The 16,452-nt window shown below is 50.8% G+C and carries 19 protein-coding genes and 2 tRNA genes; 11 read left to right on the top strand and 10 right to left on the bottom strand.

Features of this window, described 5'->3' with window-relative positions:
- The 8 genes from atpE to NQ519_RS01180 are packed head-to-tail and all read left to right on the top strand — an operon-like array spanning position 1 to position 6,160.
- Entirely contained in the window at positions 1–216 is a 216-nt protein-coding gene (atpE, locus tag NQ519_RS01215; protein ID WP_019149890.1) for an ATP synthase F0 subunit C, read from the top strand.
- A gap of 18 nt (positions 217–234) precedes the next feature.
- Positions 235–756: a F0F1 ATP synthase subunit B gene (gene atpF, locus NQ519_RS01210; RefSeq protein WP_019149891.1), complete on the top strand. Its 522-nt coding sequence runs from the start codon at positions 235–237 to the stop codon at positions 754–756.
- Positions 741–1,298 carry an ATP synthase F1 subunit delta gene (gene atpH / locus NQ519_RS01205; RefSeq protein WP_019149892.1) on the top strand — a complete coding sequence of 186 codons (558 nt, stop codon included), beginning with the start codon at positions 741–743 and terminating at the stop codon, positions 1,296–1,298. Before atpF ends, atpH begins: the two co-directional genes overlap by 16 nt.
- Positions 1,299–1,302: 4 nt before the next feature.
- The gene (gene atpA, locus NQ519_RS01200) at positions 1,303–2,883 is read left to right on the top strand and encodes a F0F1 ATP synthase subunit alpha (RefSeq protein WP_019149893.1); all 1,581 of its coding nucleotides are present in this window, start codon (positions 1,303–1,305) and stop codon (positions 2,881–2,883) included.
- 4 nt (positions 2,884–2,887) lie between these two features.
- Positions 2,888–3,745, top strand: a complete 858-nt coding sequence (gene atpG / locus NQ519_RS01195; protein ID WP_019149894.1) for an ATP synthase F1 subunit gamma — start codon at positions 2,888–2,890, stop codon at positions 3,743–3,745.
- A 21-nt stretch (positions 3,746–3,766) separates the two neighbouring features.
- On the top strand, positions 3,767–4,702 hold the full coding sequence (locus NQ519_RS01190; protein ID WP_083870935.1) for an AraC family transcriptional regulator: 936 nt from the start codon (positions 3,767–3,769) through the stop codon (positions 4,700–4,702).
- Positions 4,699–5,496 (top strand): metallophosphoesterase family protein, encoded by a 798-nt coding sequence (locus NQ519_RS01185; RefSeq protein ID WP_019149896.1) that lies wholly within the window; start codon positions 4,699–4,701, stop codon positions 5,494–5,496. The genes NQ519_RS01190 and NQ519_RS01185 overlap by 4 nt, the downstream gene beginning before the upstream one ends.
- Entirely contained in the window at positions 5,477–6,160 is a 684-nt protein-coding gene (locus NQ519_RS01180; RefSeq protein WP_019149897.1) for a hypothetical protein, read from the top strand. Before NQ519_RS01185 ends, NQ519_RS01180 begins: the two co-directional genes overlap by 20 nt.
- Before the next feature lie 135 nt (positions 6,161–6,295).
- On the opposite strand, the gene NQ519_RS01175 is transcribed toward NQ519_RS01180, so the two are convergent.
- The 8 genes from NQ519_RS01175 to NQ519_RS01145 all read right to left on the bottom strand — a co-directional run bounded on the left by NQ519_RS01175 (position 6,296) and on the right by NQ519_RS01145 (position 12,628).
- Positions 6,296–6,401 (bottom strand) — tRNA-Lys (locus NQ519_RS01175).
- 859 nt (positions 6,402–7,260) lie between these two features.
- The gene (locus NQ519_RS01170; protein ID WP_147513144.1) at positions 7,261–7,746 is read right to left on the bottom strand and encodes a hypothetical protein; all 486 of its coding nucleotides are present in this window, start codon (positions 7,744–7,746) and stop codon (positions 7,261–7,263) included.
- A 7-nt stretch (positions 7,747–7,753) separates the two neighbouring features.
- Positions 7,754–8,977, bottom strand: a complete 1,224-nt coding sequence (locus NQ519_RS01165) for a leucine-rich repeat protein (protein WP_083870937.1) — start codon at positions 8,975–8,977, stop codon at positions 7,754–7,756.
- Positions 8,978–9,423: 446 nt separating this feature from the next.
- A complete protein-coding gene (locus tag NQ519_RS01160) occupies positions 9,424–9,702 on the bottom strand; it encodes a hypothetical protein (RefSeq protein WP_026076355.1) in 279 nt (92 codons plus the stop codon).
- Positions 9,699–10,088 (bottom strand): DUF6908 domain-containing protein, encoded by a 390-nt coding sequence (locus NQ519_RS16215; protein ID WP_019149902.1) that lies wholly within the window; start codon positions 10,086–10,088, stop codon positions 9,699–9,701. The genes NQ519_RS01160 and NQ519_RS16215 overlap by 4 nt, the downstream gene beginning before the upstream one ends.
- Positions 10,089–10,367: 279 nt before the next feature.
- Positions 10,368–10,766: a hypothetical protein gene (locus tag NQ519_RS01155; protein ID WP_147513145.1), complete on the bottom strand. Its 399-nt coding sequence runs from the start codon at positions 10,764–10,766 to the stop codon at positions 10,368–10,370.
- 191 nt (positions 10,767–10,957) lie between these two features.
- Complete coding sequence (locus NQ519_RS01150) at positions 10,958–12,013, bottom strand: hypothetical protein (RefSeq protein WP_227901054.1); 1,056 nt, start codon at positions 12,011–12,013, stop codon at positions 10,958–10,960.
- A gap of 126 nt (positions 12,014–12,139) precedes the next feature.
- Complete coding sequence (locus NQ519_RS01145) at positions 12,140–12,628, bottom strand: hypothetical protein (RefSeq protein WP_019149904.1); 489 nt, start codon at positions 12,626–12,628, stop codon at positions 12,140–12,142.
- 196 nt (positions 12,629–12,824) lie between these two features.
- On the opposite strand from NQ519_RS01145, the gene NQ519_RS01140 reads away from it, so the two are divergent.
- From NQ519_RS01140 to NQ519_RS01130, 3 genes are all read left to right on the top strand, one after another.
- On the top strand, positions 12,825–13,043 hold the full coding sequence (locus NQ519_RS01140) for a hypothetical protein (protein WP_161603968.1): 219 nt from the start codon (positions 12,825–12,827) through the stop codon (positions 13,041–13,043).
- Positions 13,044–13,213: 170 nt separating this feature from the next.
- On the top strand, positions 13,214–14,053 hold the full coding sequence (locus NQ519_RS01135) for a hypothetical protein (protein WP_019149905.1): 840 nt from the start codon (positions 13,214–13,216) through the stop codon (positions 14,051–14,053).
- A 166-nt stretch (positions 14,054–14,219) separates the two neighbouring features.
- A complete protein-coding gene (locus NQ519_RS01130) occupies positions 14,220–14,762 on the top strand; it encodes a hypothetical protein (RefSeq protein WP_019149906.1) in 543 nt (180 codons plus the stop codon).
- Positions 14,763–14,825: 63 nt separating this feature from the next.
- Here NQ519_RS01130 and NQ519_RS01125 read toward each other — a convergent pair whose 3' ends face one another.
- Positions 14,826–16,043, bottom strand: a complete 1,218-nt coding sequence (locus NQ519_RS01125) for a site-specific integrase (RefSeq protein WP_026076356.1) — start codon at positions 16,041–16,043, stop codon at positions 14,826–14,828.
- A gap of 168 nt (positions 16,044–16,211) precedes the next feature.
- Positions 16,212–16,284 (bottom strand) — tRNA-Lys (locus tag NQ519_RS01120).
- Between the last annotated feature and the right edge of the window lie 168 nt (positions 16,285–16,452).

The following is a 16,452-nucleotide window of genomic DNA, read 5'->3' as shown; positions in this document are numbered from 1 at the left end:
ATGGAAACCTTAGGAATTTTCGGCGCCGCCATCGGCGCAGGTCTGGCCGTCATCGGTGCGGCTTTCGGTATCGGCAAAATCGGTTCGTCGGCTATGGAGGCCATCGGCCGCCAGCCCGAAGCGGCGGACAAGATCTGCACGAACATGATTATCGTGGCGGCCCTGATCGAGGGCGTGGCGCTGTTCGCCGTGGCCGTCTGCTTCATGGCCCTGTAACCCTCAGCGACGGCAATCATGGGACTGTTACAACCCGAATCGGGACTGTTGTTCTGGATGACGCTCGCCTTCGGCGCGGTGTTCTTCCTCGTGGCGAAGTTCGGCTTTCCGGTCATCGTCAAGGCGATCGACGATCGGAAACACTACATCGACTCTTCGCTCGATGCGGCGCGGAAAGCCCGCCAGCAGCTCTCCGAAGTCGAGACGGAGAAACGCATGATGCGGATGGAGGCCGAAGCCGAACGTGCGGACATCCTCCGCACGGCCGCCGAGGAGCGGGAACGCATGCTGACCGAAGCGCGGGAGCAGGCCGCCGGGGAGCGTGCCCGCCTGGTGGCGGAGGCCCGTGCCGAGGCCGGGGCGGAGCGGGAAGCCATTCTGCGCGACGCCCGGCAGCAGGTGGCCCTGCTCGCCGTGGCCGTCACGGAAAAGATGCTGCGCTGCGAGTTGCAGGACAAGACATCGCAGACCGCATTGGCCGAGCGGCTGCTCGACGAAATCGAACGCCCGAAAAACCGAACGACATGTACACCGGATTGATCGCCCGACGCTATGCCACGGCTTTGGCCGACTTCGCCGCCGCCAACGGCGAAGAACGGCGGGTTTACGACGAGGTGCGCCGCCTGGCCGCCGTCTATCGCACCGACCTCTCTTTGCGGGATGCGCTCCTGTCGCCCGTGCTGCCCGTCGCGGCGAAGGAGGCGCTCTTCCGGCAGGTGCTGGACGGCACGGTCAGCCGCACGCTGGAGGGGTTCGTCTCGCTGGTGCTGCGCCGCCGCCGGGAAAAGTATCTGTGCTTCATGCTGCACTCCTACCTCTCCCTGTACAAGCAGCGGCACGGCATACTCGACGCGACGCTGACGACGGCCGCTCCCGTCGCCGACGAGGAGGCCGACCGGATCGCCGGTCTGATGCAGATGCGGACCCGCAGCCGCGAGGTGCGGCTTCGCCGTGAGACCGATCCGTCGCTCATCGGCGGCTTCGTGCTGCGCTTCGACGACCTGCTGGTCGATGCGAGCCTTGCGCGCCAGCTGGACACGCTGCGCCGGGGCTTCGGAAACAAACAGAACAGAATCGTATGAAATCATGGACACAGAACAGATAAAACCATCGGAAGTCTCGGATATACTCCTTTCCGAATTGCAGCGCATTGACCTCACGGCGCAGTTCGCCGAGGTGGGCACGGTGTTGCAGGTCAGCGACGGCGTGGTGCGCATCTTCGGATTGCGGAACGCCGAAGCGAACGAACTGCTGGAGTTCGACAACGGCATGCGGGCCGTGGTGATGAATCTCGAAGAGGACAACGTGGGCGCCGTGCTGCTCGGGCCCACCGACCGCATCGAGGAGGGCGATCTCGTGCGCCGCACGGGCCGCACGGCCTCGATCCGCGTGAGCGAGGCGATGCTCGGCCGTGTCATCGACCCGTTGGGCGAGCCGCTCGACGGCAAGGGCCCGATCGGCGGCGACCTCACGGAGATGCCGTTGGAGCGCAAGGCTCCGGGCGTCATCTTCCGCCAGCCGGTGAACCAGCCCTTGCAGACGGGCCTGAAGGCCGTCGATGCGATGATTCCCATCGGCCGCGGACAGCGCGAGCTGATTATCGGCGACCGTCAGACCGGCAAGACGGCGATCGCCATCGACACGATCATCAACCAGCGCCGTTGCTTCGAGGCGGGCGACCCGATTTATTGCATCTATGTAGCTGTCGGCCAGAAAGCATCGACCGTCGCCGCGCTCGTCGAGACGCTGCGCCGCCACGGGGCGATGGACTACACGGTCGTCGTGGCCGCCACGGCCGCCGATTCGGCCGCCATGCAGTATTTCGCACCCTTCGCGGGGACGGCCATCGGCGAGTATTTCCGCGACACGGGGCGCCATGCGCTCGTGGTCTACGACGACCTTTCGAAGCAGGCCGTGGCCTACCGCGAGGTGTCGCTCGTGCTGCGCCGTCCGTCGGGCCGCGAAGCCTACCCGGGCGACATTTTCTACCTCCACTCGCGTCTTTTGGAGCGTGCCGCCAAGATCATCGACCAGCAGGAGGTCGCCGAACGGATGAACGACCTGCCCGAATCGCTCTGGGGCAAGGTGCGCGGCGGCGGGTCGCTCACGGCGCTGCCCGTCATCGAGACGCAGGCGGGCGACGTGTCGGCCTATATTCCGACCAACGTCATCTCCATCACGGACGGTCAGATTTTCCTCGATGCCGACCTTTTCAATCAGGGCAACCGCCCGGCCATCGACGTTGGCATCTCCGTCTCGCGCGTCGGCGGCAACGCCCAGATCAAGGCGATGAAGCGGGTGGCCGGTACGCTGAAGATCGACCAGGCGCAGTACCGCGAGCTGGAATCCTTCTCCAAGTTCAGCAGCGACATGGACGCCGTGACGGCCGCCGTGCTGGACAAGGGGCGCAAGAACACACGTCTTTTGGTGCAGCCGCAGTACAGCCCGATGCCCGTCGAGCGGCAGATCGCCGTCCTCTACTGCGGCACGCACGGACTGATGCGGGAGATTCCCGTCGAGCGGGTCGCCGATTTCGAACGGGAGCTGCTCCGTGAGCTGGAAACGTCGGAGGTATTCCCGACCCTGCGCGAGGGGGTGATCGACGAGGCTACCGCCGCCGCCATCGAAGCCGCGGCCGAACGGGTGTCGTCCCATCTGAAAGCATAGGAGTATGGCCGCACTCAAAGAGATAAAGGCGCGCATCGCTTCGGTGCGAAGTACGCTGAAGATCACCTCGGCGATGAAGATGGTCGCCTCGGCCAAGCTGCACCGCGTGCAGGGTCAGGCGCAGGCGGCGGCCGAATACGAACGGGGCCTGTCGCAGATCGCGGCGGCATTGACGGCGGCATCCGGCGCGAAGGCTGCGTCGCCGCTGCTCCTGCCGCACGACAAGCACGGACGGGCCGTCGTCGTGGCTTTTTCGTCCGACGGTTCGCTGTGCGGGTCGTTCAACGCCAATGCCGTCAAGGCGCTGGCGCAGCAGGTCGAACGGCTCCGTGCCGAGGGCTTCGACCGCGTGACGGTGATTCCCGTCGGCGAGAAGATTGCGCAGGCGGCCGCCGAAGCGGACTACGATACGGACGGCCGCTTCCGCACGCTCGTGTCGAATCCGGCCTGCGAGGGTGCTGCGGCGCTGGCCGATGCCCTGATGGCGGAGTATGCGGCCGGAGAGGCGGACCGGGTGGTATTGGTCTACAACCATTTCCGCTCGATGGGGCGTCAGACGCCCGTGCAGGAGATGTTTTTGCCGCTGCCCGCAGGCGAAGAACGGCCCGGCCGCGTGCCGGAGTACATCTGCGAGCCCGGGGTGGAGACGCTCCTCGCGGCGCTGCTGCCTCAGACGCTTCGCGCGCGCCTCCATGCGGTGTTGCTCGACAGCATTACGGCCGAGCAGGCGGCCCGCACCGTTGCCATGCAGACCGCCTCGGACAACGCTGCGGAGCTGTTGGACGACCTGTCGCTGACCTACAACAAGCGTCGCCAGCAGGCCATCACCGACGAACTGGCCGACATCACGCCCGCAGAATAAATATCCAAAAAACGTATAGTAATGAACGCAACCAACACTTTTTCACCGATTTCGGTCTTGACCTTCGACGATGCCGCCCGTCATTTCATGGCATCAGCCAATATGCGTCGCAACGGATGCGTGATCGGACATCTGGACGCTGCGTCCGACGAGCGGTTGAAGCCCGGATCTTTGATTCGCACGGAGATCGGCGGTTTCGTATTCTGTACGAAAGGCCGGGTCGATTTCGCCGTCAACGGAACGGAATTCCGCCTGGAACGGAACCGGATGATCTTCATCCTTCCGAAAACCCGGATCGTCATCCGAAGCCGGCGTGAGTTCTCCGCCCGGTGTCTCATCCTCGACTCCGCCCCTGCGTTTCGGGGTGTCATGGCGATGAAACATGTCTCGGAACTTATGATGCGGTTCGCTGAATACCCGGTTATCCGGCTGACTCCGGAGCAGATCGACCTTTGTTTCGTGCAGCTGCACAATATCCGGCATCTGACCGACCGGGGAAGCGATTCGGAATTCTGCGCTATGGCGGTCCGCAATGCCGTCGCCTCGTTTCTCTATTCATTGGGCGACGTGCTTTCCGATCCCGTATTGCCGCGTCAGGAGGTGAAACGATCGGTGAAAGACCGGCGCAACTCCTATTTCGTGCGCTTCATCCAGCTGCTTGCGAAGCATTACAGGGAGCAGCGGCGGCTCGGATTCTATGCCGAACAGCTCAACCTGACGCCCAAATACCTGACGACATTGGTGCGTGAGGTGAGCGGTCGCAGTGCCGGGGAGTGGATCGACCATTTCGTGATCAACGACGCCTTGTTTCTGCTGAAAAACAGCGACCGGAGCATTCAGCAGATCGCCTATGACCTGAACTTTCCGAATCAGTCGTTCTTCGGGGTCTTCTTCAAGGCACATGTCGGGTGTTCGCCGAGCAATTTCCGGTTGCAGTCCGTAAAACAGCCGTTATGAAAACCGAACTCTTTTCGCTTTTGGCCGTTGTGTTCCTGACCGCCTGCCAGGTCGAATACCACCCCTACGACACCCGCATCGACGGTCCGACGGGTGTCAACGCCCGCAACATCGCCCGCATCGAGGCGGCGTGCGAGGGCCGGCGGACGATCCGTTTCGCGCAGATCAGCGACACGCAGCGGTGGTACGACGAGACCGAAGATGCCGTGAAAGCCATCAACGCCCGCGACGACATCGACTTCGTGATCCACACGGGCGATCTGGCCGATTTCGGCATGCGCGACGAGTTCGAGCGGCAGCGCGACATCCTCAATCGTCTGAATGTTCCTTACGTCGTCCTGCTGGGCAACCACGACTGTCTGGCCACCGGCGAGCGGATTTTCACTAAGATTTTCGGCGAGGTCGATTTTGCCTTCACGGCCGGCGACGTGCGCTTCGTCTGCCTGAACACCAATGCGTTGGAGTTCGACCACGACACGCCCGTCCCGAACTTCGACTTTCTCGAACGCCAGATCGACGGCTTCCCCGCCGGGGCCGAAAAGACCGTCGTGGTCATGCACGCCAAGCCCTATTCCGAACAGTTCGACAACAACGTGGCCAAAATCTTCCAACAGACGATCCGGCGGTTCCCGCAGCTGCAATTCTGCCTGAACGGCCACGGGCACCATTTCGCCGCCGAGGATCTGTTCGGCGACGGCGTGATCTACTACGAATGCGACAACATCGGCAAAGAGACCTATCTGCTCTTTACCATTACCGGGGAGGGATACAGCTATGAACGGGTGGAATTTTAAGCGGCTGATCGTCATATTGGCCGGTTGTCTGTGGTTGTCGCCTGCGACGGCTCAGGACCCGTCGTTCGTTCCGCTCGCCAACATCCGGCTCGGACAGAACCGACGCCTCGACTTCCGGGAGCATCGGGGTTACGAAGGGTGGGAGCGGGGGATTCCCACGCATGTCAAGGCGCAGTACGCAGGAGGCATGGGATTCATGTCGTTCGGCTGCGGTTGGGACTACGGAAAGAAATGCCGCTGGGAGACCGACGTGCTGGTCGGTTTTCTGCCCGGGGCCTATTCCGACCGGACGCATACGACCTTCACGCTCCGGCAGAATTACATTCCGTGGAGCATCCGGTGCTGCGAGCGGTTCGCCATCGAGCCCTTCACGACCGGAGTTTATCTCAACCTGATTACGGGCGAGGATTATTGGGTGCGCGAATCCGACAAATACCCCGGCGACAGCTACTACGGCTTCACCTCGCGCCTGCGGACGCATCTCTACGTTGGGCAGCGTTTCACGTATTACCTGAAAAACGACAGTTTGCTGCGTCATATCACGCTTTATTACGAATTGAGCGCCAACGACCTCGACATCGTCGCCAAATGCGGGAACAAGTCGCTCGACTTGTCCGAGATCGTCTATTTCTCGGTGGGGATCAAGTTCCAGTTGTTGCGATAGATGTGCCCTTCCGGCCCGGGGAGGGCGCAGAAACCGGATGAAGACGGCGGATACCCTCCCCGCATCGTCTTCCCGGCGCATGTAAGGGGGGCAGACAAACGAAAAAAGCGAGAATCTTTTGATTCTCGCTTTTTGTACCCCCTCAGGGGCTCGAACCCTGGACCCCAACATTAAGAGTGTCGTGCTCTCCAAGCCACCAAAACGCTCCGCGTTTCGGCGTAACCAACTGAGCTAAAGAGGCATCAATCGTTATCCGATTGCGAGTGCAAAGGTAGCTATAAGGTAAGTGTTAAACAAAGTGTTAAACAATAAATGCGGATAAACCTGCTTGCAATTAATATATATAAGTGAATTAGTATTATTGTAGTCAAAGGAAAACCGCATTTTTTCGGCCTGCCCTTAACCTTTTAAGATATATAGTATATATAACTCCATTTTTTGTGGAGTAATATTCGTTGCCTCTAATACGTGCGCCTGTTCCATACTACCGTACGGTTCCTGCCGCTACTTTGCAAACTGCATCAGATAGTTTTCGCAGAATCCAGCTAACGGGAATTTCACCATCTCGTCCCGTCCGTCGGGTGTGGTGTAATGGAATAATATAGTGTTCGCTCTGACAAGGCAGTTGAATAAATTTACCGTTTCGCTCATGCCCTCCATCTTCATCTCGTTGGCGATTATTATTCCTATTATATCGTTTATCTCTTCAAGGTCGCTTTTTCACCCGATTATTCATTGTTTATTCTTTACAAGTGCGATTTCAACGGGTTTATTTATGTCCGCTGTTTCGGGCGAGAAAACAAAGTAAAACATTTCGGGATAAATCTCATTTTGAGGCTTTATGACAATTAAGCCTATTCCCTCTGCCTTGCTCCATTCGACCAACTTGCAAATAGCTTGTTTATCCTCTCATGTTTTGGTCATTCATTCTGTTTTAGGTTGTTTGTATCTGTTCATTTTAGCTAAAATTTAATCGTTATTTATCTTTATAAAGATAAGATTATTAGTGGAATAAACAAAATAAGAGAGTGACAAACTCTGCAAAAGGGTCTTATAGATTAACCTTTTCACAAAGTCTGTCACTCGATAGGTGGTGTATCTTATTTCTTTAGCAGACGCCTAATTTTATTTTGGTAGGCAATAATAAAATCTATTTTCTGCTGTGAGGTTAATTGTCCAAAATCGGAAGATAATCGGGCAAAGTAACTTTTAATATCTCTTGCAGGAACACCAAGTAATTTGATAATAGGGGATTTTCGCACTACCACTCTCCAGCAGGAATCATCCAATGGAATATCGTATTTATAAGCGACTTGTCGGGCTGTTTCAATCATGGATTGTGCTCCTATTCCCCGAATTTTCAAATCCTCTATGCGTTCGTACAATTCGTTAAAATCGGCCGATTGGGAAAGGCGATTGCAATTTGTTGATATAATGCGGCTCCACTCATCCCAAATTACATTTGAAATATGCCGTAGATTATCCGTCTTGACCAACAATCCTAAATTTCCTCTATTGTTGCAGTAAGAAATGTAATTTGCAATCAATTCTCGCCATTGGGCTTTATTTATCCTATTTTGCTTCATAGCAGTATCATTTGTCTTCGGGCATATTATCTTCTAACGACATGTATCTACCAGTTATCCCATCACGACTGCCCCATATCTTACCATATGCGTCAACGTACATTTCTGGAACATAGATCTCGACAGTCCATCCGTTTGTATAGCGTCCTCCATCATCAAGCCTTCCTCTATCAAATGGGAGAAGCGATGCAGGGGGTGTTTTTACTCCTAAATAGAACTTGGAAGCTATGTCACGCCTAAAGGCGTCTGACGCCATATCTGTTATTTCGGTACAATGTTGCATATAAATAATTCCATCGTGATCTATTGCGTCTTTAAATGCTCCAGCTCCGATTGTTTTCAATTTCGACCCTTTTTCAAAAAATATGTAATCAAGAGATGGGTAACTCGTGACGGAATATGTCAAATTCGCAAATGCACTTTCCCCAATAGTTTCAAGTGATGCAGGAAATTTTAGAGAATATAAGCCCGAACAATGATAAAACGCCTCTTTACCGATAGTTTGTAATTTGGATGAAAAATGAAAATCCGAATGAATTTCGCTCATAGAAAATGCCTTGTCGCCTATGGTAACTACTTCGTCAAACATTTGTACGGTTCTCGTTTCTGCCATATAGAACATTTCATTGCCGATTACTTTCAAAGAACGCGGTAATATAACATGGGAAATAAGGGAATTTGCAAAGGCTCTTTCAGGCAACTCTTCCAAATTTACGTCCGAAATATCCAAATAGTTCAATGTCAGCACGGATTTGAGAAATTTGAAATCCGTTTCATCGGGCTTGCCGTTAATTTTCAATTCCGTCGTTTCCAATAGATTTTGTTCCGTTAAGATTTGTTGTAATGTTCCCGCTTCGGACACAATGACGGTCGGAACAAATCCCTGTGTTATTTGTATTTCTACCGATTGTTCTCCGCTTTTGAGCGTGAATGCAGTTGAGCGGTTATCAGTTGTCGTATTGCTTGTTGCAGAAAAATCGACAGAAAAATAGCGGTCTGTTCCGCTTCCGCTTTTCTGCGACGGTTCACACCAAGAAGCACCACCCGAAAGTGTCCAATCTTGGGTGCTTTCAAAGGAAATGTATCGTGTGCCTCCCCGCCCGCTAAATTCCAGCGATGTTATATCGACGGAAAATATATCCTCTTCAGGAGGTGCAGGGTTTTCGTTTCCGTTCTTGGAGCATCCGCAAATCATCATTGCAGTAAGCACAAATAAAAATAATTTTTTCATAGTAAGATTTATTTAAGTTAAACAAGTGTTTCAAATCTTACCGTATCAACTCCTGCTGCGGTGGGTTATATGCAAAAAGAAAGTGTGGAGTTGTTCACCTATTTCGTCAGAGGCTCTGGAATGCCCGTAAACAAATAAGCAACACCCCACACTTGGGCAGATATATCGAAAGGATATAATCTACACAAGGTGAAGAGCGTTTGTAATGCTTATTCCTGTTTACGTGAAATTTTCCAGATTTCTGACGAGGAATATAGCGAAACACTTTCACTAATCAATATGTCTGCCACCTATTCGGTGACAATGCAAAGTTAGAAAATGTTTTTGAATTACAATGCTCTCCGTTGGGGTGTTGCCGTTAAATTTTGTTGCAAAGTTCTTGAAAACAAAGTTTCTATCCAATAGCAGGGAGTATGGAATCGAAACTTTGTTAGTTGTAAGTTGGGTTAATCTTCCCCGCAGATTTCTTGTATTACGCCGTCCATGTAAATAGCCTGACCGCTGGATTGCCTGCCCCACCAGTAGCAACCGTATTCCTCGATGATAACCTCGCCTTGCGCTTTCAGTCGTTCGGCCAGCCAAGAATCAATCAGCCACCATTCCATGACATCATCTACGAACGGATAAAGATATTCTTCGGAAATAAGGTTTGCCCGTATCATTTCCTCGATAACCGTGCTTTGATTCTTCAAAACACAATTCTGTACTACTCGTTGCGCATTCATATCATCGGTTGTTGCGAGTTCATGCGTATTAGCCATCGGTTTGCAAAATTTGTGTGGTCAGCCTGTCGTTCCTCGGTGCAATTCTCCATTCCGTTTTCTGTCGGGTACGCACTATGCGATTCAATGCGGAGAGTTTTGTTGCAGTAATAGTACGGGATAAACTGCTTTGTACTTGTGTCAAATGCAAAATTCATTTCTGTACTCTGCGCAAGTTTACCTTTAGCTTCGTAGTATTCTACCAGCGAAATAAGGTTGTACTTTCCATTGCGCCCAATCATTGCGGCACGTAAGCGTGTGTAAACTCCGTTTCCGTGGTCGATTCTGTAAGACCGCACGGCTAACAAGGCTTGCAGAATTTCTGTCGCCCTTTCATTTAATGTTTTCATGGTCTGTAAAGTTTAGAGTTATTCCCCATTACTTGTAAAAAGATAACTCCATTCATAACCAACTAAAAAGGGCGGCATATCTCCATGTAAGAATAGCTTTCCGATTCTATATAATGCAAATAATTCTATGTGGTTATATGGTTTCGGACGCAGATAGGGGTGGTCTGTTTTATGTGGAATCCTATTAAATGGGATGGATAAAAATTCGGTTTTCCATCTGAAAAGGGGGAGGGGTGAAAAATAGGGATTGTCTGCATGGATAAAATAAAAAAGCCCTAACTATAAGGCTTTTTTATTAAAACGTAAATGTCTTAATTTATCTCCAACAACTTCTAACTCTAACTCTTTTCTCAACTCTTTTCTTAATTCAATAAGAAGAGGTTTAGTATCTCCTTGCTGAGTATCCCCAATTTCATCAGATAATTTTTGAGCTAATTGTATTTGTGTTGGGGTTCCGAATAGTTGAATGTTCGCAATAGCTTTTTCAACATCAGCATTCCGAGTGCCATCGTTGCGGTTAGATGCATTTTCTAATAATTGCCATGCTGTTATTAGATATTGGATGGTAATTTCTTTTTTCTTGTTGGATAAATCTCGACGTTTAGATAGTATATGTAATATAAACCATCCTAAAATATTAACTATTATTGTTATCCACATAAATATTATGCTATTCATCATTGTACGTTTTGTACAAATATAAGAAATTATTGATTGAATTGGTTTACAGTTGTAATGTCTTATGTGTGGTGTTTTTCTTTATATAAGGTCGTAATCGCCCTCTATCTTCTCACGAACTTGTCCCTGATAATTGTCACACACGCGGTCGGTTTACCCTCTATTCGTGTCGGTGCGTCCTTTATCTCGTATCATTGTGCGAGGTCTGTCGCTTTGGCTTTTCGTGTCAGTCCTAACGTGTCGTAAATCTCCTGCAAGCGTTCTTTCGCCTTGTTTTTGGCAATCGGCGTCTGCTTCTGAAATGCGTCGTTTATCATCTTCACGATTTTATAGTCGTCGCCGATTGAAAGCCCCTTTACCAACTCTCGGCGGATGTTGCCGACATGGTATTTCAACGCCTGCACTTTAGCCGTTCCCAACTGGTCGTAAGCCTGCTTCACCAGCGGATGCCGTTGTTCTATCACGGCGCATAATTCGGCAGGGCTTTCTACCACGAAAAATTGCTCGGTCATTGTTTTCAGTCGGCAGTATTCGTCGAACAACTCCCGAAAAGTAGTCCGCGCTGTCGGGTTGGCCGCAAGGTGTTCCACGACCTTGCTGTATGTCTGCACCGTTACTTTGTAGCCGTTTCGTTGCAGTTCGTCGGTAAGGTTTACATAGGTCGCATAAATATGTCGGCTTATCTTAAAGTTCACGATGTCCATGTTGGCGAGGTTCTTTTCCACGACAAGGCGGTTATCGACTATCCGCACATATTGTTCGTTGATGTAGGGGATTTTCTTCAATAGTTTCTCTCGGCTCGGTTCGTCTACTGCGTTGATGTCGGATGCAAACTTTTCGGCTTGGGCAAGCGTCCGCTGGGTAGCCGCAACAAATTCGTCGAGCGTTACGGCCTTGCTGTATTTGGTCGTGGAATAGACGTGCACGATTTGCGCCTTGTAACGGGAATCTCGGATGCGTCCGCATATCTGCGTAAAGAGCGTTGAAATATCCAACAGCGTGTGCGCCTTTCGTCCGTCGCTGACGATGAATGTAACGCCGTCGGGGTCGAAGATGTCGCACCCCTCGAAGCAGGTCGAGGTGTAGAAGTTTATCTTCTTCGCAGGGTCGGAGGGCTGGCCGATGGGATAGGCATTGCCTAATTTGCGCTGGTTCTCCTGCCGACTTTCCCCGCTCGTGGAACAGACTACCTTAACGGCTTCGGGAGCGAGTTTGAGCGTGTCGATGACCTTTGCGATAAATTCCACGCTGTTGACGAAGATATGCAGGTTATAGGGCAATTCGTCGCGCAGGACTTTGGCGCACTCCGAGACGATATATTTATCGGGTTTGTTGGTCTGCCGCGAACGTACCTTGACCTCCGTAAGGTCGGGTCAGTCGATTTCGCAGGTCGGCAGGTGTCGCAGTTCCTCCAACATGTATTCCCGTTCTATGGGCGTTGCCGTCATGTAGGTCGCACGGTCGAAGCGTGCCGCCGTCGCAAGCAGTTCTCGGATGGCTCGGTGTCGGAACGAATAGGAGTTGAACAGCACGTGCCACTCGTCCACCAGCAGGAACAGCTCTTTGTAAGGGTCTATGCCGATGCTCTGTAAAGCGGAAACGACACGCGGCAGGGAATCGTAAGTCGTGGCTATCTTTAAGGGGGAATGGGTACGGGCGAATTGCGTGATGTCCCACTCGGTAATGTCTTCGTAAACACCCAACACCTCTATATCGTCGGTGCGGCAGACGGTCTTGTTCTTCACCAATGCCACGTAAGGCATAGCGATAAGGGTGGGAATGGAATTGCGGATAGCCAGTTCGGTAGCCCCGCACCCCGTCTTTTTCTTGTTAAATAGACAATTCACGGGAATTTCGGTCATAAAGTCCCGAAGAAATTTTGCACCTTTGGGTGCGTCGATGGTTCAGTTTCGCATAAGTAATTTGTTTTTCATGAAATAAAATCTGTAATTATTTTTAATCTTGTAATGTTATTATTAAAGAGAAAGTCCATTTCGGAATCAAAAAATATTACACTCGGAAACAAGAAAAAGAGGTGCTGAAAAACACCTCCCGATTATGGACGGACTCGACATTAGGATTACTCCTTTTTCGTATTATAAAGATAGCACCTTTTTTATTGGGAACAAAGGTCGGACAGCAATTAATCCGAACATTTTTATCTATGTCTTAAATGGCATTATAGGGCTGTTTACGGGGTGGCGGAGTGTGTTCAACGGGGAAATTAATGTGCAAAAAGCAGTATTAGCGGGTGTTTTACATAGTCCGTTGTTCTAAAACGCCTTTCGTGTCATGTAATTCAGTACTGTTAGCGGTTCGGTACATGGTGCGGCTGTTCTGAAATTCCTTTCGAACACGTGTTTTAAGTGCTAATAGCGGTTTTTGCACGGTAAATAAGTGCGATGTACACGTAAAAAGCCGTAAATTTGGGTGTAAAACGCTATTTTATGAATGAAAAAGAGGCCGATGCCATTCGTAAGAGTATGTATGAATCCTTACTGATGGATGAAAACGATAAGATTGTGCATTGGGATTTCGACCCGATGCGCCGAGAGTTGCGCGAGTATGTCGATATTGCCTGCGGATGCGATGAACAGACGTATGGAATCCGCACGCCGCAGTTTGAATATCGCTACTGTACGGGTAAGATTAAGATGCCCTTTGCCAAGTCGGATTATCTTGCTAACGACGATATAATCGCTACGGTTATGGGATTGGGGCTGGATGTCGAGAAATTCTGGTTTGCGCTGGTCTTTATTTACGATTATGTCGAAACCTCGTTTAAAAACTACAGCCTTGTGAAACCCGCGTCTTTGGATAAGGCGGTGCAAAATCTGTTCAAAGAGTTGGGCGAGGATTTCACGGACGATGATATTGAAATAACCCTTAAAAAGAACAGAAAGAAAGTCGAGGTTCTGCCCGTTATAAAGCGTGGGATTTTGGACTGGCTGCGGGAAACCTATGAACGGGAATGCAAAGGCAGGAAGATTCACTATTACGGGATTGACACGGGCAATTTCGACGAAACCTATCCGAGTACGTCGTTTCGGATTTATCGGACTGTGGAGATGTATCGGGATATGCTGAACGCTTTATTGGGGGACAACCGCCCAAAGCAACCCGACAAGAGTGTTTCGTTGAATCGGCTGTTGCTGATTTCGCGTATCTGTTACCTCTATGAATTTACCCGCAATGACAGCTTTTTGTATAGCGACGATTCGTTAAAAGGAATAATTAAGTCCTGCAAAGGGCGCATGCCTGCAACTTATTCCGCTGTTTATCTGTAATTTGCAAAGGGAGAGTAAAAACGCCCTTTATTTCACTCCCCGTGTTTGGGGTGCGAAAAGTCAAATCTTTGTAGTGTCGAAAGGGATAAACCCGACGACCTGCAAACGCTTGGGCAAGGGATGCAGAATAATTTTAGCCCCTCCCGTAAGGGAGTACTTAAAAGATATGGCAAATGCTATCATTCCCGCAGCCGAGGTCGCTGCAACCAACCAAGTAACGGCTCCTGCCGCAACCATCCTGACTGCCCCTGCCACCGAGCAGAAAGAGCCGCAGACAAATTCGACCTCGCGCCGCCGCCGTTCGACTACGCCCCCGATGTGGCGGGTAATGACGCAGGCGCGGCCCGTTTTCGATGTCCAACTGAAAAAGGATAACGAAATTAAATTGGCCTGCATCAACAAATTTATGAATGCGGCTTACTCGGATGCAAACAAGTTTTGGGCTGATTTCATGGAGCAGGTAAATATCCTGCTTGACAGCCGCAGGTATTGCCGTGAGTGCAAAATTTTGGGCTTGAAGCCTGAATATGTAGCGGAACATATCGTGTTCCTCGGTAGTGCCACGATGAAAAAGGTGCTGAAAGACGGTGTATCCCGTACATTAGGGGCTGATGTGCAACTTTACGGGAAACGCTTCTCGCCCGAAGATGCGGACAGATTTCTGTCGGAAGATATAAAACGTCTTCCCGAACACGCGACGGTCGCCTAATTTCAGCCTGCTGTCGTTGAAAAAAAGGACACTCCGTATATTCGTCGGAGTGCCCTTTTTCGTTCACAACAAGTTCTGCATTGCCGCGTCGATTTGGCTGTTCTCGAAAGAATCCAAGTAAATCTGTGTCGTGGATAGGTCTGAATGACCGAGCGATTCGGAAATGATGGCAATATTCACTCCCGAACGCTTCAAAACCGTGGCAAACGTATGCCGAGCAACATAGGTAGTCAATGGCATTTCCAATCCTATTTGCTCTCCCAGCGTCTTTAATTCCCGATTAACTTTCCGCAGAACCTTGTGCGTTCGGTTGAAAATCTGTTGAGCAGTCTTGTGTTCCGAGCGGTCGAGAATAGGGAAGATATAATCTTCTTGTGCGTGGTTGGCCTTGCTGTATTTCTCGATAATCCGCATGGCGTTCGGGACGAGCTGAAAGGATAATAGTTTCTGTGTCTTGTGGCGGGAGTAGTAAATCCTGCCGTCCACAATATCGCAGTAACGCAAGGTCGCCATATCTGTAAAATTGATGCCTGCCGTGTAGTAGGAGAATAGAAATATGTCCCGTGCAAACTCGGCATAGTCCGTCCTATAATTAGGGGCTATCTCCAATGCAACGAGTTTCTGTATATCCTCTTTCGTGATGGCTCGCTTCCTTGTCCGTGTCCATAGGCTCCCGACCTTGTATTTGGTGAATGGGGTAGTTTTAGGCACGAATAAACCCTCGGCGAGTGCCTTGTTATAGGCGGCCTTAAAGATGGCGTATTTGGTGGCTATGCTGTTGTTTGTGTTGCCCTCTTTACGCAGGAACAGTTCAAAATCGTGAAGATATGCAAGGTCTATTTCGTCAAATCGGATATTCAGCGACCTAAATTGCGACAAACGGGATAACAAAGAGCGGTGTTTGGATGCCGAACCGTATTTACCGAGTGTTTCCAGCCGTTCGATGGTCTGTTTCAGATATTCGCCGACCGTGCAGTTGATTTTCCGCCCGTGGGTTTCCAAAAGATTGTCGAGAGTAACCTCTACCTCTAATGCTTCCAAGCGTTTGATTTTGCGGCGGAGTTCGTCGATTTTGGTGTCGATGCGGAGTTGTAACGCCTGCAATTCGGGAGTTTGGCCCTTAACACGCTGATTTTCAAAATCCCACTCGTTAATATTGAGTGTTACACCCGTGCTGATGTGTTTAAGTTTTCGGTTTTGTGTTAAACGCAGGTGAACGGGCGCGGCGTTTTGGCTGTTCAGTCTGTCTTTGCGAAAGACGGCGTTAATGCTGATATTCATTTGTTTGCATTGTTGCGCAAACAAGTTTAACCAACCGATTTAGTGTTAAACAAAGTGTTAAACATTTCCCCGAAAACGCCCTCTTTCCCACCCGAAAATGCCCGACGACAGGGCAGACGCTCAAAAACAAAAAGACCGATAATCATTGATTATCAGTCTTTTACTTTGTACCCCCTCAGGGGCTCGAACCCTGGACCCCAACATTAAGAGTGTCGTGCTCTACCAACTGAGCTAAAGAGGCATCAATCAGTAAATCAGATATTTATTATTGCTGGGGCCTCTGTGAAACTCAATAGGTAACCAAACAGGTAACACAAATTGCCTTTTCATCCGAGATTAAAAATGTGATTGAAATAGGGTAGTTGCGCACTTATTTTTTAATAAATAATAAATTTAAGTGGGCGTTGAG

The sequence above is a fragment of the Alistipes senegalensis JC50 genome (genome assembly GCF_025145645.1).
Lineage (GTDB): Bacteria > Bacteroidota > Bacteroidia > Bacteroidales > Rikenellaceae > Alistipes > Alistipes senegalensis.
This window is presented reverse-complemented; position numbering and strand designations above follow the sequence as displayed.